This is a genomic window from Sphingomonas sp. BK580 (assembly GCF_014194975.1).
In the GTDB taxonomy this organism is placed as follows: Bacteria; Pseudomonadota; Alphaproteobacteria; order Sphingomonadales; family Sphingomonadaceae; genus Sphingomonas.
The window spans coordinates 288,348-306,167 of the sequence record NZ_JACIAY010000001.1 but is presented as its reverse complement, the minus strand read 5'-3'; the positions used below and the strand labels follow the sequence as shown (position 1 = coordinate 306,167).

Sequence of the window (17,820 nt, the reverse complement as noted above, 5' to 3'; positions counted from 1 at the left end):
GCTCCAGTGGAAATCAGAAGGTAGGGAAACAATGGCTAAGGCTAAGTTTGAGCGGAACAAGCCGCACCTGAACATCGGCACCATCGGTCACGTCGACCATGGCAAGACCTCGCTGACCGCGGCCATCACCAAGGTGCTGGCGGAGAACGTCGCGGGCAACGCGGCGGTCGACTTCGCCAACATCGACAAGGCGCCGGAAGAGCGTGAGCGCGGCATCACCATCTCGACCGCGCACGTCGAGTATGAGACCGCCAACCGCCACTACGCGCACGTCGACTGCCCGGGGCACGCCGACTACGTCAAGAACATGATCACCGGTGCGGCCCAGATGGACGGCGCGATCCTGGTCGTGTCCGCCACCGACGGCCCGATGCCGCAGACCCGCGAGCACATCCTGCTCGCGCGCCAGGTCGGCGTGCCGGCGATGGTCGTGTTCATGAACAAGGTCGACCTGGTCGACGACGAGGAGATCCTCGAGCTCGTCGAGCTGGAAGTCCGCGAGCTGCTGAGCTCGTACGAGTTCCCGGGCGACGACATTCCGATCATCAAGGGCTCGGCGACCTGCGCGCTGTCGGGTTCGAACCAGAAGCTCGGGCCGGACGCGGTGATGGAGCTGATGAAGGCGGTCGACGAGTACATCCCGCAGCCGGAGCGTCCGCTCGACAAGCCGTTCATGATGCCGATCGAGGACGTGTTCTCGATCTCGGGTCGCGGCACCGTCGTGACCGGCCGCGTCGAGACGGGCGTGATCAAGGTCGGTGAGGAAGTCGAGATCGTCGGCATCCACCCGACCGTCCGCAAGACCACGGTCACCGGCGTCGAGATGTTCCGCAAGCTGCTCGACCAGGGCCAGGCCGGCGACAACGTCGGCGCGCTGATCCGCGGCGTCGCCCGCGACGAGGTCGAGCGTGGTCAGGTGCTCTGCAAGCCGGGCTCGATCAAGCCGCACACCGACTTCTCGTCGGAGGTGTACGTGCTGTCGAAGGACGAGGGTGGCCGTCACACGCCGTTCTTCGCCAACTACCGTCCGCAGTTCTACTTCCGCACCACGGACGTGACCGGCACCGTCGAGCTGCCCGAGGGCACCGAGATGGTCATGCCGGGCGACAACGTCGCGCTCGGCATCAAGCTGATCGCGCCGATCGCGATGGACGTCGGCCAGCGCTTCACCATCCGCGAGGGTGGCCGCACCGTGGGTGCGGGCGTGGTGAGCGCCATCTCCAAGTAAGTCGTACCGGGCCGGTTCACCGGCCCGTCACGAAAGGTTCCGCCCGATGCGCCGAATGGTGCGTCGGGCGGTTGCCTTTTTATGGGAGCGCGGTTATGGCCGCGCCTTCGCTTTGGGTTCGAGAACAGCAAGAGGTGCTCTCGTCCCGTCAGCCCGGTCTCGGCCGGGGTCTTGTGGTGGCAGCGTCAGCGCTAGCGTAGCAGGGCTTCGGTCTCGGCCGGAGTGACGGGAGAGGAAGTGCCCCGCTCTTTCGCATTGGTAGGGATCATGGACAGCAACATCCGCATTCGCCTCAAGGCGTTCGATCATCGCGTGCTCGATCAGGCGACCGGCGACATCGCCGACACCGCGCGCCGCACCGGCGCACTCATCCGTGGCCCTATCCCGCTGCCGACGCGCATCGAGAAGTTCACGGTCAACCGTGGTCCGCACATCGACAAGAAGTCGCGCGAGCAGTTCGAGGTCCGCACCTACAAGCGCATGCTCGACATCGTCCAGCCGACCCCGCAGACGGTGGACGCGCTGATGAAGCTCGACCTCGCGGCCGGTGTTGACGTCGAGATCAAGCTCGCGTAAGCGCGCCTCTTCTCGCGGGAGGTGAGTCATCCTTCCCGCGTCATCCCGGCCCAGGCCGGGATCTTTGCGGAGAGGGCGGCGCGTTCGCGACCATCCCTCGCCAGAAGGTGCCGGCAGCCGCCGGCATGACGACAGGACAGAGATACCGCCGGCCGCTCTCGGGTGGCCGGGCCAGCGTCTCCCGTCTGTTTCCCCTCGGGGAAGCGCCCAGCCCGGGACGGGGGCACGCTTCGCACATTCCGGGCTGACCGATCCGCGCCGCCAGGCACGGATCACACGCACCGTGGGGATGGGCCTCGCGGTGCCTCTGTCAAGGAGCTAGGGATCATGCGTACTGGCGTGATCGCGAAGAAAATGGGGATGACCCGCCTGTTCCAGGACGACGGCCGCCACGTGCCGGTCACCGTCCTGCAGATCGAGGCGCTTCAGGTCGTCGCCCGTCGCGAGAAGGACCGGGACGGCTACACCGCCGTCCAGCTCGGCGCAGGTGTCGCCAAGAGCAAGAATGTCGCCAAGCCGCAGCGCGGCCACTTCGGCAAGGCCGAGGTGGAGCCCAAGGCGGTGGTGCACGAGTTCCGCGTGACGGAGGAGAATCTCCTCGACGTCGGCGCCGAGCTCGCCGCGGACCATTATGTCGCCGGCCAGCTGGTCGACATCCAGGGCCGCACCCAGGGCAAGGGCTTCGCCGGCGCGATGAAGCGCTGGAACTTCGGCGGTCTGCGCGCGACCCACGGCGTGTCGGTGTCGCACCGCTCGCACGGTTCGACCGGTAATCGCCAGGATCCCGGCCGCGTCTTCAAGAACAAGAAGATGGCGGGCCACATGGGTGACAAGAACCGCACCCAGCAGAACCTCGAGATCGTCGGCACCGACGTCGAGCGCGGCCTCATCTTCGTGAAGGGCTCGGTGCCCGGCTCGAAGGGTGGCTGGCTGTTCGTCAAGGACGCGGTCAAGCAGGACCGCCACGAGAGCGCGCCGTACCCGGCGTCGATCAAGTCGGCGACCAACAACAACAGCGCGGCGAACACGCCGGCCGACACGTCGGCCGATGCCCCCGCGACCGACGGCCAGGAGGGCTGAACGTGAAGGTCAAGGTTTCCTCCTTCGCCGGCACCGACGCAGCGGACATCGAGCTCAACGACGAGGTTTTCGGCCTCGATCCGCGTGCCGACATCCTGCACCGCGTCGTGACCTGGCAGCTCGAGAAGCGTCGCGCCACCGCGCGCGGCACGCGCGAGCGCGCCGACGTCGCCCGCTCGGGCAAGAAGCTCGGTCGTCAGAAGGGCGGCGGTGTGGCGCGTCACGGCGATCGTCGCGCCCCGGTGTTCATCGGCGGCGGCAAGGCGCACGGCGCCCGCGTCCGCGATTTCAACCCCGGGCTCAACAAGAAGATTCGCGCGCTCGGCCTCAAGATGGCGCTCAGCAGCCATGCCAAGGCCGGCTCGCTGATCGTGCTCGACGCGTTCGAGGTGCAGAAGACGAAGGAGCTCAAGGGCCACTTCGCCACGCTCACCACGGGCAAGCGCACGCTGGTGATCGACGGCGAGGCGGGCGAGAGCTTCCGCGCCGGTCGCAACCTGCCGGGCGTGGACCTGCTCCCGGCGGTCGGCGCGAACGTCTACGACATCATCAAGGCAGACACGCTGGTGCTGACGCGCGCGGCGGTCGAGAAGCTGGAGGCGCGCTTCAATGGCTAAGCCGGCAGAGGCGATCGACAACCGTCACTATGACGTGATTGTCGCGCCGCACATCACCGAGAAGGCGACCCTGCTCTCCGAGCAGAACGCGGTGGTCTTCAAGGTCGCCAACAAGGCGACCAAGCCCCAGATCAAGGCGGCCGTCGAGGCGCTCTTCGGCGTCAGCGTCACGGGCGTGAACACGATCGTCCAGAAGGGCAAGACCAAGCGCTGGAAGGGTGCGCCCTACCGTCGCTCCGATGTCAAGAAGGCGATCGTCACGCTCCGCGAGGGCCAGTCGATCGACGTCACCGAGGGGGCCAAGTAAGATGGCGCTCAAGCATTATAACCCGACGTCGCCGGCGCAGCGCGGCCTCGTCCTCGTCGACAAGTCGTCGCTGTACAAGGGCAAGCCCGTCAAGGCGCTGACCGAGGGCAAGCGCAAGACCGGCGGCCGCAACAACAAGGGCCATGTGACCTCGCGCGGTATCGCGGGCGGTCACAAGCAGCGCTACCGCTACGTCGACTTCAAGCGGCGCAAGTGGGACGTCGAGGGCACCGTCGAGCGGCTCGAGTATGACCCGAACCGCACCGCCTTCATCGCGCTGGTCAAGTACCCCGACGAGGAGCTGGCCTATATCATCGCGCCGCAGCGGCTCGCGCCGGGCGACAAGGTGATCGCGGGCAAGAAGACCGACGTGAAGCCGGGCAACGCCATGGAGCTGGGCCAGATCCCGGTCGGCACGATCGTCCACAACGTGGAGATGAAGCCGGGCAAGGGCGGTCAGATCGCGCGCTCGGCCGGCACCTATGTGCAGGTCGTCGGCCGCGACCGCGGCATGGTCATCGTCCGCCTCAACTCGGGCGAGCAGCGCTACATCCACGGCGAGTGCATGGCGACGATCGGTGCGGTGTCGAACCCCGACAACCAGAACCAGAACCTCGGCAAGGCTGGCCGCTCGCGCTGGATGGGCAAGCGCCCGCTGACGCGCGGCGTGGCCAAGAACCCGGTCGACCACCCGCACGGCGGTGGTGAGGGCCGGACCTCGGGCGGCCGTCACCCGGTCACGCCGTGGGGCAAGCCGACCAAGGGTGCGCGCACCCGCCACAACAAGTCTACGGACAAGATGATCATCCGTAGCCGCCACGCGAGGAAGAAGTAATGGCTCGCTCTGTTTGGAAGGGCCCGTTCGTCGAACTGAGCCTGCTCAAGAAGGCCGAGGCCGCGCAGGACGCCGGTGGGCGCGCGCCGATCAAGACGTGGTCGCGCCGCTCCACCATCCTGCCGCAGTTCGTCGGTCTGACGTTCTCGGTCTACAACGGCCGCAAGTTCGTGCCCGTCTCGGTCAACGAGGACATGGTCGGCATGAAGCTCGGCGAGTTCGCGCCCACCCGGTTCTTCCCGGGTCACGCGGCTGACAAGAAGGGCAAGCGCTGATGAGCAAGCCTGCATCCCCCCGCAAGGTCGGCGAGAAGGAAGCCCTCTCGGTCGGCACGCAGATCCGCGGCTCGGCGCAGAAGCTGGGCCTGGTGGCGGCGCTCATCCGCGGCCGCTCGGCGGCCGACGCGATGAACATCCTCGCCTTCTCCAAGAAGTCGATGGCGGTCGACGCGCGCAAGGTGCTGGCCTCGGCCATCGCCAACGCCGAGAACAACCACAACCTCGACGTCGACGCGCTCGTCGTCGCCGAGGCGTCGGTCGGCAAGTCGATCACCATGAAGCGGTTCGCCACGCGCGGCCGCGGCAAGTCCACCCGCATCCTCAAGCCGTTCTCGCGGCTGCGGATCGTCGTGCGCGAGCAGGAAGAAGCCTAATGGGTCACAAGAGCAATCCCATCGGTCTGCGCCTGCAGATCAACCGCACCTGGGACAGCCGCTGGTACGCCGAGGGCGACGATTACCGTCGCCTGCTGCTGGAGGATCTCAAGATCCGCCAGTACATCATCAAGACGCTGCCGCAGGCGGCGATCTCGAAGGTGGTGATCGATCGTCCCGCCAAGCTGTGCCGCATCTCCGTCTTCGCCGCGCGCCCGGGCGTGATCATCGGCAAGAAGGGCTCGGACATCGAGAAGCTGCGCAAGACGCTCGGCGCGATGACCAGCTCGGACGTGTCGCTGAACATCGTCGAGATCCGCAAGCCCGAGGTCGACGCCAAGCTCGTCGCGCAGGGCATCGCGGACCAGCTCGAGCGTCGTATCGCCTTCCGTCGCGCGATGAAGCGCGCGGTGCAGTCGGCGATGCGCCTCGGTGCGGACGGCATCAAGGTCTATTGCGGCGGCCGCCTCGGCGGCGCCGAGATCGCGCGCTCCGAGAGCTATCGCGAGGGCCGGGTGCCGCTGCACACGCTGCGCGCCAACATCGACTATGCCGAGGCCGAGGCGCACACCGCCTATGGCGTCTGCGGGGTCAAGGTGTGGGTGTTCAAGGGCGAGATCCTCGGGCACGACCCGATGGCGACCGATCGCCTCATGATGGAGGCCCAGACCTCCGGCGTGCGCCCCGCGCGCGATGACCGCCGCTAAGGAATAAGGCAATGCTGCAACCGAAGCGCACCAAGTTCCGCAAGGCGTTCAAGGGCCGTATCCACGGCGACGCCAAGGGCGGCACCTCGCTGAACTTCGGCTCCTATGGCCTCAAGGCGATGGAGCCGGATCGTATCACCGCGCGTCAGATCGAGGCGGCCCGCCGCGCGATCACGCGTCACATCAAGCGCCAGGGGCGTCTGTGGATCCGCGTGTTCCCGGACGTGCCGGTGTCGAGCAAGCCCGCCGAGGTCCGCATGGGCTCGGGCAAGGGTTCGCCCGAATTCTGGGCCGCGCGCGTCAAGCCGGGCCGGATCCTGTTCGAGCTCGACGGCGTCGAGGGGCCGCTCGCCGCGGAGGCGTTCGAGCGCGCCGCGATGAAGCTGCCGATCAAGACCAAGGTCGTGGCGCGCCTCGGCGACACCTCGCACCTGGGAGGCGAGTAAGATGGCAAATACCACTGACTTCACCGGCCAGAGCGACGACCAGCTCGCCGAGAGCCTGGGCAACCTGAAGCGCGAGCAGTTCAATCTCCGCTTCCAGGCGGCGACCAGCCAGCTCGAGAAGCCGAGCCGCGTGCGCGAGGTCCGCAAGGACATCGCCCGCATCAAGACCCTGCAGGCGCAGCGCACCGCTGCGGCTGCGGCCAAGTAAGAGGACGACGCACATGCCGAAGCGCGTGCTGACCGGAGTGATCGTCTCCGACAAGGGCGAGAAGACGGTGATCGTCAACGTGGAGCGCAAGGTGAAGCACCCGCTCTACGGCAAGATCATCCGCCGCTCGAAGAAGTACCACGCCCATGACGAGGCGAACGAGTACAAGCAGGGCGAGACCGTGCGCATCGAAGAGACCGCGCCGATCTCCAAGCTGAAGACCTGGAAGGTCGTCGACCGCGTGAACACGCATGTCGCGCCCGAGCGGGTCGACGTCGACGCGTAAGCGTCGCTGAGCGCGCCCGCCGGCGTTTCGGGAAGGGTCCGCGGCCTGGCCGCGGAGACCAGCCGAGCTTGGCGGGAAGACGTGGGGGCAGGGCACTTGCCTTTCGCCCGCGGAGCGGCTAACCGGCCGCTCCCCTCGGTACGGCCATGCGCCTGCCGGGGGTCGTTTTTTTAGGCGGGGCTGGGTCGGTATCCACCCCAAGGCGAGAAGGAAGCGGATCGATGATCCAGATGCAGTCCAATCTCGACGTCGCTGACAACAGCGGCGCGAAGCGGGTGCAGTGCATCAAGGTGCTTGGCGGGTCCAAGCGCCGCACGGCCGGCGTCGGCGACATCATCGTCGTCAGCGTCAAGGAAGCGCAGCCGCGCGGCCGCGTGAAGAAGGGCGACGTTCACCGCGCGGTGATCGTGCGTACCGCCAAGGACATCCGCCGCGCCGACGGCTCGGTGATCCGGTTCGACGGCAACGCCGCGGTGCTGGTCAACAAGAACGAGGAGCCGATCGGCACCCGTATCTTCGGCCCGGTCGTGCGCGAGCTGCGCGGCAAGAAGCACATGAAGATCATCAGCCTCGCGCCGGAGGTGCTGTGATGGCCGCCGCGAAGATCAAGAAGGGCGATCAGGTCATCGTCCTCTCGGGCAAGGACAAGGGCAAGACCGGCACGGTCACCCAGTCGATGCCGAAGGATAGCAAGGTGATCGTCGGCGGCGTCAACGTCGCCACCCGTCACCGCAAGCCGACCCAGGCGAACCCGCAGGGCGGGCTCGAGCGGATCGAGGCGCCGCTGCACGTGTCGAAGGTGGCGCACGTCACCGCCGACGGCAAGCCGACGCGCGTCCGCTTCGAGACGCAGGATGGCAAGAAGGTCCGCGTCGCGGTGAAGACCGGGGAGAAGATCGATGGCTGACGCCTACAAGCCCCGCATGAAGGCGATCTACGAGGATCGCATCGTCGCGGCGATGACCGAGAAGTTCGGCTACAAGAACGTCAACGAGATCCCGCGGATCGAGAAGATCGTGCTCAACATGGGCGTCGGCGAGGCGACCCAGGACAAGAAGCGCGTCGACCAGGCCGCGTCGGAGATGGAGCTGATCGCCGGTCAGAAGCCGGTCATCACCAAGGCGAAGAAGTCGATCGCGCAGTTCAAGCTGCGCGAGGGCATGCCGATCGGCGTGAAGGTCACCCTTCGCCGCGAGCGCATGTACGAGTTCCTCGACCGCTTCATCACCATCGCGCTCCCGCGCGTCCGCGACTTCCGCGGGCTGAACCCGAAGAGCTTCGACGGCCGCGGCAACTACGCCTGCGGCATCAAGGAGCAGATCGTGTTCCCGGAGATCAACTATGACCGCATCGACAAGGTGCGCGGCATGGACGTGATCGTGACCACGACCGCGAAGAGCGACGACGAGGCGCGCGAGCTGCTCCGTCTGTTCGGCTTCCCGTTCCCGATCGAGGACGAAACGACCGACGCGAAGAAGGCGGCATGACCGTCTCGGTGGTCTGATAAAGAGAGCTTAAGTCCATGGCGAAACTGAGTTCCGTGAACAAGAACGAGCGTCGCAAGAAGCTGGTGGCGCAATATGCGCCCAAGCTGGCGAAGCTGAAGGCAACCGCGAACGACCAGTCGCTCGACGAGACCGAGCGTCTCATCGCGCGGCTGAAGATGGCCGAGCTGCCCCGCAACGCCAACCCGACGCGGATCCGCAACCGCTGCGCGCTGACCGGGCGTCCGCGTGCTTACTACCGCAAGTTCGGGCTTGCCCGTGTGATGCTGCGCGATCTGGCCAACAAGGGCCTGATCCCGGGTCTCACCAAGTCGAGCTGGTAAGGACGTACGATGGCAGTGACCGATCCCCTGGGTGACCTGCTCACCCGCATCCGCAACGGCCAGCGCGCGCGCAAGGACAGCGTGCTGTCGCCCGCGTCGAAGCTGCGCGTCCGCGTGCTCGACGTGCTCCAGCGCGAGGGCTATATCCGCGGCTATTCCGAGGAGGAGCTCGCGCTCGGCAAGGGCGCGTCCACCAAGGGCGTCCGCATCGAGCTCAAGTATTTCGAGGGTCAGCCCGCGATCAAGCATGTCGCGCGCGTCTCGAAGCCGGGCCGTCGCATCTACTCCGGCGCCACCGAGCTGCCGCGCGTGATGAACGGCCTGGGCATCACCATCGTGTCGACGCCGAAGGGCGTTCTGTCGGACGCCGAGGCGCGCGAGCAGAACGTCGGCGGCGAAGTGCTGGCGGAGGTGTTCTGATGAGCCGCATCGGCAAGAAGGCGGTCCCGATCCCGTCGGGCGTCACCGCCACCCGCACCGGCAACGAGCTGTCGGTCAAGGGCCCGAAGGGCACCCTGACGATGCCGCTGTCGGACCTGATCAGCTACGACGTGCAGGGTGACTCGATCGGCGTGCAGCCGGCCAACGACACCAAGCGCGCGCGCGCCTTTTGGGGCATGCAGCGGACGCTGGTGCAGAACCTCGTCACCGGCGTGACCGAGGGCTTCACCAAGAAGCTGCTGATCACCGGCGTCGGCTACCGCGCCGCCGCGCAGGGCCGCAACCTGCGCCTGCAGCTCGGCTACAGCCACGACGTCAACATCGAGGTGCCCGAGGGCATCGAGGTGAAGACGCCGGACGCGACCACCGTCGAGATCAGCGGTGCGGACAAGCAGCGCGTCGGCCAGCTGGCCGCCGAGATCCGCCGCTGGCGTAAGCCCGAGCCGTACAAGGGCAAGGGCATCAAGTACGACGGCGAGTATATCTTCCGTAAGGAAGGGAAGAAGAAGTGACCAAGGGTCTTTCGCTTTTCGACAAGCGGCGCCGCCGCAACCGCACCGCGCTGCGCGCGCGTGCCGGCACGCGCCCGCGCCTGTCGGTGCATCGCTCGGGCAAGCACATCTACGCCCAGGTCATCGACGACGCCAACGGCCACACCGTGGCCTCGGCCTCGACGCTGGCCGGGCACGAGGGCAAGACCGCGACCGTCGCGGCCGCGACCGAGGTGGGCAAGCGCGTCGCCGAGGCGGCCAAGGCCGCCGGTGTCACGCAGGTCGTGTTCGACCGCGGTGGCTTCCTCTTTCACGGCCGGGTGAAGGCGCTGGCCGAGGCCGCGCGCGAAGCCGGACTGGAGTTCTAAGACATGGCTGACGAGAACCAGCAGACGCAGGCGCCCGAGGCCGAGGCCAATGCGGCACCGGCGCAGGCCGCGCCGCAGGACAATGGCCCGTCGCGCGGCGCGCGCGGCGGCCGTGGCGGCGGCGGTGGTCGCGGCGGCAACGACCGCGGCGGGCGCGGTGGTCGTGACGGTGGCCGCGGCCGCCGCGACGACCGTCGCAACAATGACGACGGCGGCGAGGAGCTGATCGAGAAGCTCGTCCACATCAACCGCGTCTCGAAGACGGTGAAGGGCGGCAAGCGCTTCGGCTTCGCGGCGCTGGTCGTGGTGGGCGACGGCAAGGGCCGGGTCGGCTTCGGTCACGGCAAGGCGCGCGAGGTCCCCGAGGCGATCTCCAAGGCGACCGCCGCGGCCAAGAAGAAGATGGTCCGCGTGCCGCTCAAGGAAGGCCGCACGCTGCACCACGACGGCAACGGCCACTTCGGCGCGGGCCGCGTGACGCTGCGCTCGGCGCCGCAGGGCACCGGCATCATCGCCGGCGGTCCGATGCGCGCGGTGTTCGAGAGCCTCGGCGTCGCCGACGTGGTGACCAAGTCGGTCGGCACCTCGAACCCGTACAACATGATCCGCGCGACCTTCGAGGCGCTGAACACGCAGACCTCGCCGAAGGCGGTGGCGCAGCGTCGCGGCAAGAAGATCGCCGACCTGCTCGGCCGCGCGCACGGCGCGGACGCGGCGACCGCCGAGGCGGATGCCGCGGCAGTGGTGGAGTGAGCGACATGGCGACCATCAAGGTGAAGCAGACCGGTTCGCCGATCCGGCGGACCAAGGACCAGCGCGCGACGCTCGTGGGCCTGGGCCTCAACAAGATGCATCGCGTCGCGGAGCTGCAGGACAGCCCCGAGGTGCGCGGCATGATTCGCAAGGTGCAGCACATGGTCGAGGTGGTCGAAGGCTGAGCCTTCCCCGACCTGACTAGTGACACGACGAGGGAAGGGGGCTAACCGGCCCCCTTCCTGTTTTTCAGCGCGACAGAAGCGAAAGCGAGTGCATATCATGAAGCTCAACGAACTCAGCGACAACCAGGGCGCCCGTCACCGCAAGATCCGCGTCGGCCGCGGCATCGGCTCGGGCAAGGGCAAGACCGGCGGGCGCGGCGTCAAGGGTCAGAAGAGCCGCGAGGGCGTCAGCATCGCCGGCTTCGAGGGCGGCCAGATGCCGCTCCACATGCGGCTGCCGAAGCGCGGCTTCAACAACATCTTCGCCAAGGACTATGCCACGGTGAACCTCGGCGAGATCCAGAAGGCGATCGAGTCGGGCAAGCTGACCGGCACCGACCTGGACCATGCCGCGCTCAAGGCGGCGGGCCTGGCGCGCGGCGGCAAGGACGGCGTGCGGCTGCTCGGCAAGGGCGAGCTGACCACCAAGCTCAACTTCACCGTCGCGGGCGTGTCGGCGTCGGCACGTGAGGCGGTCGAGAAGCTCGGCGGCTCGGTCACCGTGCCCGAGATCGTTCCGGCCGCGGACAAGCACAAGGCGAAGCACCGCACCGCGCAGGCCGCGCGCAAGCAGGCGCAGACGCAGGCGTAAGCTGCCGTCCCGGCACGCGCCGCAGGGCGCGCGCCGGTTCCCACCTTGCCGTTACCCCGGACATCTTCCGCGTTTCACCCTCCCGCGAACTCTCAGGCCGAGGGTCGGGCGAGACGGTAGACCTCGGACCAGGTCCGGGGTGACACTCGGAGGGCGAGGCGGGTTAGCCGCCTTAATGCCGCGCTTCCGCCGTCTCGGGTTAGACAAGGCGCCTCTTGCGCCTATATGAGCGGCGGGGCGGTACAAACGCATCCCGCCGTTCTTCGTTTCCAGGATACACCGACACGATGGCATCCGCAGCCGACCAGATGGCGCAGAGCATCAGCCTCGCGAAATTCGCGCAGGCGACCGATCTCAAGAAAAGGTTGTGGTTCACGATCGGCGCGCTGATCGTCTTCCGGCTGCTGAGCTACGTGCCGCTGCCCGGGATCGATCCGACCCAGCTCGGCGTCCTCGCCGATCGCATGAAGGGCGGCGTGCTCGACTTCTTCAATACCTTCTCGGGCGGCTCGCTGTCGCGCGCGTCGCTGATCGCGTTGGGCGTGATGCCCTACATCACCGCCTCGATCGTGGTGCAGCTCGCCACCTCGCTGAGCCCGCAGCTCGCCGCGATCAAGAAGGAAGGCGAGTCGGGGCGCAAGAAGCTCAACCAGTACACCCGCTACGGCACGGTGGCGCTGACCGCGGTGCAGGGCTATTTCATCGCGCGCGGGCTCGAGGCCGGCGGCGCGGTGATCGAGCCGGGCATGGTGTTCCGCATCGGCGCGGTGATCTCGCTGATCGGCGGAACGATGTTCCTGATGTGGCTGGGCGAGCAGATCACCAGCCGCGGCATCGGCAACGGCGTCTCGCTGATCATCATGGCGGGCATCGTCGCGCATCTGCCGACCACGCTGGTCAACCTGCTCGAGGGCGGGCGGTCGGGGTCGATGAACCCGATCTCGGTCGTGCTGATCGTCGCGGTGGTCGCTGGCCTGATCCTGCTGATCTGCTTCATGGAGCGCGCGCAGCGCCGCATCCTGATCCAATATCCCAAGCGTCAGACACAGCGCGGCATGCAGGCCGACCGCAGCCACCTGCCGCTCAAGATCAACACCGCCGGCGTGATCCCGCCGATCTTCGCCTCGTCGCTGCTGCTGCTGCCGCTGACGATCACCCAGTTCGCCGGCAACCGCGTCTCGGGCGAGAGCCGCTTCGGCGACATCCTGATCGGGCTGAACCAATATCTCCAGCACGGCTCGCCGGTGTACATGGCGCTCTACGCCGCCGGCATCATCTTCTTCTCCTTCTTCTACACCGCGGTGGTGTTCAACCCGGAGGAGACCGCCGAGAACCTCAAGCGCTACGGCGGCTTCATCCCGGGCATTCGGCCGGGCAAGAACACCGAGAGCTATTTCGACTATGTGCTGACCCGCATCACGGTGATCGGCGCGGCCTATCTGACGTTCATCTGCGTCGTCCCCGAGTATCTGGTGTCGGCGCTGTCGATCCCCTTCTATCTCGGCGGCACCAGCCTGCTGATCGTGGTCAACGTGACGATGGACACCGTCACCCAGATCCAGTCGCACCTGCTGGCGCACCAGTATGGCGACCTGATCAAGAAGGCGAAACTGAAGGGCGCGCGCCGCCGCTGAGCGCGGGGCGCGGGACGACGCGACAGGGAGGCGTTATCTCGTGAACATCATTCTGCTGGGGCCGCCGGGGGCGGGCAAGGGCACCCAGGCGCAGCGGCTGGTCGAGGAGCGCGGCATGGTCCAGCTCTCCACCGGCGACATGCTGCGCGCCGCGGTGAAGGCGGGCACGCCGGTGGGTCTCCAGGCCAAGGCGGTGATGGAGGCGGGCGAGCTCGTCTCGGACGCGATCGTCTCGGCGCTCATCGGCGAGCGGATGGACGCGGGCACCGGCAGCGGTGCGATCTTCGACGGCTATCCGCGCACGGCGGCGCAGGCCGACGCGCTCGACCTGCTGCTGACGGAGCGCGGCCAGGCGCTCGACCATGTCATCGAGCTCGAGGTCGACGAGGACGCGCTCGTCGAGCGGATCGTCGGCCGCTTCACCTGCGCGGTGTGCGGCACCGGCTACCACGACACGTTCAAGCGGCCCAAGGTCGACGATGTCTGCGACGTCTGCGGCGCGAGCGAGTTCAAGCGCCGCCCCGACGACAATGAGCAGACGGTACGGACCCGTATGGCCGAGTATCGCGCCAAGACCGCGCCGATCATCCCGATCTACGAGTCGCGCGGGCTGGTGCGCCGCGTCGACGGCATGGCGGAGATCGGCGAGGTCACCGCCGCGATCGAGGCGATCCTCGGCGATCGCTGACCCGCGGCGGCATGGGCGGGCGACGCGCGGCGAGCACGATCGCTGCGCCGCCCGCCAGGATCGCTGCCACCATCCCGCCGAGCGCGAGCAGTCCCGCCGGCGTCACCTCCACCGCGGCGCGGGCACGGAGCCGCGTCGTCTCCAGCGAGGCGTAGGCGCGCTGTAGGTCCTCCATGCCGCTCGAACGCACGGGCGCGGCGCTAGATGCGTTCGCGTCGAGGCGCGCGCGCGGTGCGGATCTCGCCACCGATACGGTCGCAGTTTCACGGACATGACGGAAAGTTCATGCGCCTGCCACGCTGCGGAAGCGGGACGGGGGGTAGAGACGGCTCACGGGCAGCGGTGGTCGCTGCCCGATCGTCGAAGACAATACGGAACTCGTCACCTTCTCTCCCGGTGGTGACGAGGCCGGCGGAGGGTTCCCTGTCCTCCGCCGGCTCTTCGCGTGTCCGGCGCGCTCGCCGGCTCGCCCGGGCGGCGCGAGCGGCGGTCCCATCCCCCCGACAGCGAGTCATCCCGAACCCGTGTCGGGAGCCACGGCGCCGCTCATACGACCGCCGTACTATCTGCGGAGAGGTGGATCCTGAGTCGAGTTCAGGATGACGCCAGGAAGGAAGGCGGGGGGGGGGTCCTGCGGCCACGACCGCCGATCGCCTCGGCGCTCAGGCCAGCACCCCTCTGGCCCCCGCGCCCGCGATGCGCCACACCCGCGGCATGGACGCCCTGACTCTCTTCGGCCTGTTCGCGGTCACTTTCATGCTGCTGTGCTATATGATGGAGGAGCGCGCGCCCTTCTGGACACTGCTGTTCGCCTTAGGTTGCCTAATGGGCTCCGCCTACGGCTTCCTCCAGGGCGCGTGGCCGTTCGGGCTGGTCGAGCTCGCCTGGGTCGTCGTGGCGCTCCGCAAATGGGTCGCGCTGCGACGCCAGACGCGGCGCGACTCGGAACCGCTTGCTTGACAGTGCGTTCCCGCGCGCTTATCCGCCCTCCCTTCCAACCTCTCACTCGTCGGCGTCGCACTCGTGCGCACGTCGCGTTTCCTGCGTTCGGCGGGGAGCGACTCGGGCAGGCGGGGGCGCGGAAGGCAATGCGTTGAGATGGGTCGCGTGCAGCCATGCCGCTTCCCGTGGAGCACAGGAGGCATATAGCACATGGCACGTATCGCGGGTGTTAACATCCCGACCAACAAGCGCGTGGTGATCGCGCTAACCTACATCCACGGCATCGGGCCGGCCAAGGCCAAGGAGCTGACCGAGAAGCTGAACATCACGCCGGAGCGGCGCGTGCAGGACCTGACCGATCAGGAAGTGCTGCAGATCCGCGAGGCGATCGATGCCGGCTACACCGTCGAGGGCGATCTTCGTCGCGAGACCGCGATGAACATCAAGCGCCTGATGGATCTCGCCTGCTACCGCGGCCTGCGTCACCGCAAGGGCCTGCCGGTCCGCGGCCAGCGCACGCACACCAACGCGCGCACCCGCAAGGGCAAGGCGAAGCCGATCGCGGGTAAGAAGAAGTAAGAAAATCGTCCGGGGGACGATTTTCTCTTTTTCTCCGCCGGAAGGCAGGCCCGGGGCTGACAGCCCGCCGCCCTCCGTATTGGAATTCAAGGTCAGGAACACCACATGGCTCAGGCACCGCAGCGCATTCGCCGGCGCGAACGCAAGAACATCACCGCGGGCGTCGCTCACGTGAACGCCAGCTTCAACAACACCATGATCACCATCACCGACGCGCAGGGCAATGCCATCAGCTGGTCGTCCGCGGGCATGATGGGCTTCAAGGGCAGCCGCAAGTCGACGCCGTACGCGGCGCAGGTCGCGGCCGAGGACGCGGGCAAGAAGGCCGCCGAGCACGGCGTCCGCACGCTCGAGGTCGAGGTCAAGGGACCGGGTTCGGGCCGCGAGTCGGCGCTGCGCGCGCTGCAGGCGGTCGGTTTCCAGATCACGTCGATCCGCGACGTGACCTCGATCCCGCACAACGGCGTGCGTCCGTCGAAGCGGCGTCGCGTCTGATCCGATGTTCTTCGCGTGGCCGCTGACGAGCGGCTGCGTCCATTACCCGGTCGGCGCCCGCCAGCGCCGGCCCAACCCCAGGGGACGAGAGCTTGTCTGTCAACGCAAAGAACTGGCAAGAACTGAAGAAGCCCAACCAGCTCGAGAAGAAGAGCGGTGACGGCAAGCGCAAGGCGACCTTCGTCGCCGAGCCGCTGGAGCGTGGCTTCGGGCTGACGCTGGGCAACGCGCTGCGCCGCGTCCTGCTCTCCTCGCTGCAGGGTGCCGCGGTGACCTCGATCAAGATCGAGAACGTGCTGCACGAGTTCAGCTCGCTCGCCGGCGTGCGCGAGGACGTCACCGACATCGTCCTCAACGTCAAGCAGATCGCGATCCGCATGCAGGGTGAGGGGCCGAAGCGCCTCCAGCTCTCCGCGACCGGGCCGTCCGAGGTGAAGGCGGGCGACATCGCGGTGTCGGGCGACATCGAGGTGATGAACCCCGAGCTGGTGATCTGCCACCTCGACGAGGGCGCGACGCTCAACATGGAGCTCACCGCCGACGTCGGTAAGGGCTATGTCGCCGCGGTCAACAACCGCCCGGCCGACGCGCCGATCGGTCTGATCCCGGTCGACGCGCTCTACTCGCCGGTGCGCCAGGTGTCGTACAAGGTCGACCCGACCCGCGTCGGGCAGGACCTGGACTACGACAAGCTGACGCTGACGATCGAGACGGACGGCACCGTCACTCCGGAGGACGCGGTGGGCTATGCCGGCCGTATCCTGCAGGACCAGCTGGCGCTGTTCGTCCACTTCGACGACTCGTCGGTCACGCGCTCGGCCCCGGTCGGCGTCGCGGCCCCGGCGGCGTCGGGCGGCGAGGTCGCGAGCGACACCGCGCAGATCAACCGCTACCTGCTCAAGAAGGTCGACGAGCTCGAGCTCTCGGTGCGCTCGGCCAACTGCCTCAAGAACGACAACATCATCTATATCGGTGATCTCGTCGGGAAGACCGAGGCGGAGATGCTGCGGACCCCGAACTTCGGGCGCAAGTCGCTCAACGAGATCAAGGAAGTGCTCTCGTCGATGGGGCTGCGGCTGGGCATGGAGATCCCCGGCTGGCCGCCCGAGAACATCGAGGAAGTCGCCAAGAAGCTCGAGCAGGAGATCATGGGCTGATCCCCACGCGCGTAGCGTGAGCTATGCGCGAGACGGACTGCCCCGGCCGGCGGGTGCCGCAGGCGGCACCCGACCGAGGCCGCGGCTTCGCCGCGGCGCCTCCCGGTCTCCTATAGTATAGAGGCTCCCACGGGAGCGACGTGACAAAGGTGGGCTCAAACGTCCCCACCAGGCCCGGGGTACCTCACACGGCCCCCTGACGAACGAAAGGTAAGATACATGCGTCATAGAGTTGGCGGTCGTAAGCTGCAGCGTACCTCGGCCCATCGCCAGGCGCTGTTCCGCAACATGTCGGCCGCGCTGATCAAGCACGAGCAGATCACCACCACCGTCGCCAAGGCGAAGGAGCTGCGCCCGTACATCGAGAAGCTGATCACGCTCGGCAAGAAGGGCGGTCTCAGCAACCGTCGTCTCGCCCACGCGCGGCTGCTCGACGACGCGCAGCTGGTGAAGCTGTTCGACGTGCTGGCGCCGCGCTACGCGTCGCGCAACGGCGGCTACACCCGCATCATCAAGGCGGGCATCCGCGCCTCGGACGCGTCGCCGATGGCGATCATCGAGTTCGTCGACCGCGACGTGGCCGCCAAGGGCCAGGACTCGGGCCCGGTGACGACCGACGAGGACTTCGACGTCGCCGCCTGATCCCGGCGCGCCGCGAGGCTGACAGCAGGGCCGTCCCGGGAGAC

30 protein-coding genes are annotated in these 17,820 nt (G+C 67.6%); 29 read left to right on the top strand and 1 reads right to left on the bottom strand.

The features are described 5' to 3' along the window. Positions 1 to 31: 31 nt before the first annotated feature. From tuf to FHY05_RS01310, 24 genes are all read left to right on the top strand, one after another. A complete protein-coding gene (tuf, locus tag FHY05_RS01425) occupies positions 32 to 1,228 on the top strand; it encodes an elongation factor Tu (RefSeq protein ID WP_183942617.1) in 1,197 nt (398 codons plus the stop codon). Positions 1,229 to 1,495: 267 nt separating this feature from the next. Continuing rightward, positions 1,496 to 1,804: a 30S ribosomal protein S10 gene (gene rpsJ, locus FHY05_RS01420; protein ID WP_007406109.1), complete on the top strand. Its 309-nt coding sequence runs from the start codon at positions 1,496 to 1,498 to the stop codon at positions 1,802 to 1,804. A gap of 327 nt (positions 1,805 to 2,131) precedes the next feature. Beyond that, positions 2,132 to 2,884 (top strand): 50S ribosomal protein L3, encoded by a 753-nt coding sequence (gene rplC, locus FHY05_RS01415; RefSeq protein WP_183942616.1) that lies wholly within the window; start codon positions 2,132 to 2,134, stop codon positions 2,882 to 2,884. 2 nt (positions 2,885 to 2,886) lie between these two features. Beyond that, positions 2,887 to 3,501, top strand: a complete 615-nt coding sequence (gene rplD, locus FHY05_RS01410) for a 50S ribosomal protein L4 (protein ID WP_132909136.1) — start codon at positions 2,887 to 2,889, stop codon at positions 3,499 to 3,501. Next, positions 3,494 to 3,808, top strand: a complete 315-nt coding sequence (locus FHY05_RS01405) for a 50S ribosomal protein L23 (protein ID WP_132909137.1) — start codon at positions 3,494 to 3,496, stop codon at positions 3,806 to 3,808. Before rplD ends, FHY05_RS01405 begins: the two co-directional genes overlap by 8 nt. Before the next feature lies 1 nt (position 3,809). Further along, positions 3,810 to 4,643: a 50S ribosomal protein L2 gene (gene rplB / locus FHY05_RS01400; protein WP_132909138.1), complete on the top strand. Its 834-nt coding sequence runs from the start codon at positions 3,810 to 3,812 to the stop codon at positions 4,641 to 4,643. Then, complete coding sequence (rpsS, locus tag FHY05_RS01395) at positions 4,643 to 4,918, top strand: 30S ribosomal protein S19 (protein ID WP_132909139.1); 276 nt, start codon at positions 4,643 to 4,645, stop codon at positions 4,916 to 4,918. Before rplB ends, rpsS begins: the two co-directional genes overlap by 1 nt. Continuing rightward, on the top strand, positions 4,918 to 5,295 hold the full coding sequence (gene rplV, locus FHY05_RS01390) for a 50S ribosomal protein L22 (protein ID WP_132909140.1): 378 nt from the start codon (positions 4,918 to 4,920) through the stop codon (positions 5,293 to 5,295). The genes rpsS and rplV overlap by 1 nt, the downstream gene beginning before the upstream one ends. Then, the gene (gene rpsC, locus FHY05_RS01385) at positions 5,295 to 6,002 is read left to right on the top strand and encodes a 30S ribosomal protein S3 (protein WP_183921113.1); all 708 of its coding nucleotides are present in this window, start codon (positions 5,295 to 5,297) and stop codon (positions 6,000 to 6,002) included. Before rplV ends, rpsC begins: the two co-directional genes overlap by 1 nt. Before the next feature lie 11 nt (positions 6,003 to 6,013). Then, a complete protein-coding gene (gene rplP, locus FHY05_RS01380; protein ID WP_022687059.1) occupies positions 6,014 to 6,448 on the top strand; it encodes a 50S ribosomal protein L16 in 435 nt (144 codons plus the stop codon). A 1-nt stretch (position 6,449) separates the two neighbouring features. After that, the gene (rpmC, locus tag FHY05_RS01375; protein ID WP_183942615.1) at positions 6,450 to 6,656 is read left to right on the top strand and encodes a 50S ribosomal protein L29; all 207 of its coding nucleotides are present in this window, start codon (positions 6,450 to 6,452) and stop codon (positions 6,654 to 6,656) included. Positions 6,657 to 6,669: 13 nt separating this feature from the next. Further along, positions 6,670 to 6,942 (top strand): 30S ribosomal protein S17, encoded by a 273-nt coding sequence (gene rpsQ / locus FHY05_RS01370; protein WP_132909143.1) that lies wholly within the window; start codon positions 6,670 to 6,672, stop codon positions 6,940 to 6,942. A gap of 221 nt (positions 6,943 to 7,163) precedes the next feature. Then, positions 7,164 to 7,532 (top strand): 50S ribosomal protein L14, encoded by a 369-nt coding sequence (gene rplN / locus FHY05_RS01365; protein ID WP_022687056.1) that lies wholly within the window; start codon positions 7,164 to 7,166, stop codon positions 7,530 to 7,532. Beyond that, positions 7,532 to 7,849: a 50S ribosomal protein L24 gene (rplX, locus tag FHY05_RS01360; RefSeq protein WP_132909144.1), complete on the top strand. Its 318-nt coding sequence runs from the start codon at positions 7,532 to 7,534 to the stop codon at positions 7,847 to 7,849. The genes rplN and rplX overlap by 1 nt, the downstream gene beginning before the upstream one ends. Next, positions 7,842 to 8,429, top strand: coding sequence for a 50S ribosomal protein L5 (rplE, locus tag FHY05_RS01355; protein WP_183942614.1), 588 nt, complete (start codon positions 7,842 to 7,844; stop codon positions 8,427 to 8,429). Before rplX ends, rplE begins: the two co-directional genes overlap by 8 nt. A 35-nt stretch (positions 8,430 to 8,464) precedes the next feature. Next, complete coding sequence (gene rpsN / locus FHY05_RS01350; protein ID WP_183921109.1) at positions 8,465 to 8,770, top strand: 30S ribosomal protein S14; 306 nt, start codon at positions 8,465 to 8,467, stop codon at positions 8,768 to 8,770. Between the two features lie 9 nt (positions 8,771 to 8,779). Further along, entirely contained in the window at positions 8,780 to 9,190 is a 411-nt protein-coding gene (gene rpsH, locus FHY05_RS01345; RefSeq protein ID WP_132909147.1) for a 30S ribosomal protein S8, read from the top strand. Beyond that, positions 9,190 to 9,723, top strand: coding sequence for a 50S ribosomal protein L6 (gene rplF / locus FHY05_RS01340; RefSeq protein ID WP_183942613.1), 534 nt, complete (start codon positions 9,190 to 9,192; stop codon positions 9,721 to 9,723). Before rpsH ends, rplF begins: the two co-directional genes overlap by 1 nt. After that, positions 9,720 to 10,070: a 50S ribosomal protein L18 gene (gene rplR / locus FHY05_RS01335; RefSeq protein WP_132909149.1), complete on the top strand. Its 351-nt coding sequence runs from the start codon at positions 9,720 to 9,722 to the stop codon at positions 10,068 to 10,070. Before rplF ends, rplR begins: the two co-directional genes overlap by 4 nt. 3 nt (positions 10,071 to 10,073) lie before the next feature. Continuing rightward, on the top strand, positions 10,074 to 10,823 hold the full coding sequence (rpsE, locus tag FHY05_RS01330) for a 30S ribosomal protein S5 (protein ID WP_132909150.1): 750 nt from the start codon (positions 10,074 to 10,076) through the stop codon (positions 10,821 to 10,823). Positions 10,824 to 10,828: 5 nt separating this feature from the next. Next, complete coding sequence (rpmD, locus tag FHY05_RS01325; RefSeq protein WP_132909151.1) at positions 10,829 to 11,008, top strand: 50S ribosomal protein L30; 180 nt, start codon at positions 10,829 to 10,831, stop codon at positions 11,006 to 11,008. Positions 11,009 to 11,105: 97 nt separating this feature from the next. Further along, positions 11,106 to 11,639, top strand: a complete 534-nt coding sequence (gene rplO / locus FHY05_RS01320; RefSeq protein WP_132909152.1) for a 50S ribosomal protein L15 — start codon at positions 11,106 to 11,108, stop codon at positions 11,637 to 11,639. 287 nt (positions 11,640 to 11,926) lie between these two features. Next, positions 11,927 to 13,273, top strand: coding sequence for a preprotein translocase subunit SecY (secY, locus tag FHY05_RS01315; RefSeq protein WP_183942612.1), 1,347 nt, complete (start codon positions 11,927 to 11,929; stop codon positions 13,271 to 13,273). Positions 13,274 to 13,313: 40 nt separating this feature from the next. Next, positions 13,314 to 13,961, top strand: a complete 648-nt coding sequence (locus tag FHY05_RS01310; protein WP_183942611.1) for an adenylate kinase — start codon at positions 13,314 to 13,316, stop codon at positions 13,959 to 13,961. Here FHY05_RS01310 and FHY05_RS01305 read toward each other — a convergent pair. Then, on the bottom strand, positions 13,924 to 14,136 hold the full coding sequence (locus FHY05_RS01305) for a hypothetical protein (RefSeq protein ID WP_183942610.1): 213 nt from the start codon (positions 14,134 to 14,136) through the stop codon (positions 13,924 to 13,926). The genes FHY05_RS01310 and FHY05_RS01305 overlap by 38 nt on opposite strands. Before the next feature lie 539 nt (positions 14,137 to 14,675). Between FHY05_RS01305 and FHY05_RS01300 the strand changes: the two genes are divergently transcribed. From FHY05_RS01300 to rplQ, 5 genes are all read left to right on the top strand, one after another. Next, complete coding sequence (locus FHY05_RS01300; RefSeq protein WP_183942609.1) at positions 14,676 to 14,921, top strand: hypothetical protein; 246 nt, start codon at positions 14,676 to 14,678, stop codon at positions 14,919 to 14,921. 192 nt (positions 14,922 to 15,113) lie between these two features. Then, on the top strand, positions 15,114 to 15,482 hold the full coding sequence (gene rpsM / locus FHY05_RS01295; RefSeq protein WP_132909157.1) for a 30S ribosomal protein S13: 369 nt from the start codon (positions 15,114 to 15,116) through the stop codon (positions 15,480 to 15,482). Between the two features lie 105 nt (positions 15,483 to 15,587). Next, positions 15,588 to 15,977, top strand: a complete 390-nt coding sequence (gene rpsK / locus FHY05_RS01290) for a 30S ribosomal protein S11 (protein ID WP_019516037.1) — start codon at positions 15,588 to 15,590, stop codon at positions 15,975 to 15,977. A 92-nt stretch (positions 15,978 to 16,069) separates the two neighbouring features. After that, entirely contained in the window at positions 16,070 to 17,134 is a 1,065-nt protein-coding gene (locus FHY05_RS01285; protein ID WP_183921102.1) for a DNA-directed RNA polymerase subunit alpha, read from the top strand. Between the two features lie 219 nt (positions 17,135 to 17,353). After that, a complete protein-coding gene (rplQ, locus tag FHY05_RS01280) occupies positions 17,354 to 17,776 on the top strand; it encodes a 50S ribosomal protein L17 (RefSeq protein ID WP_132909159.1) in 423 nt (140 codons plus the stop codon). The last annotated feature ends 44 nt before the right edge of the window (positions 17,777 to 17,820 follow it).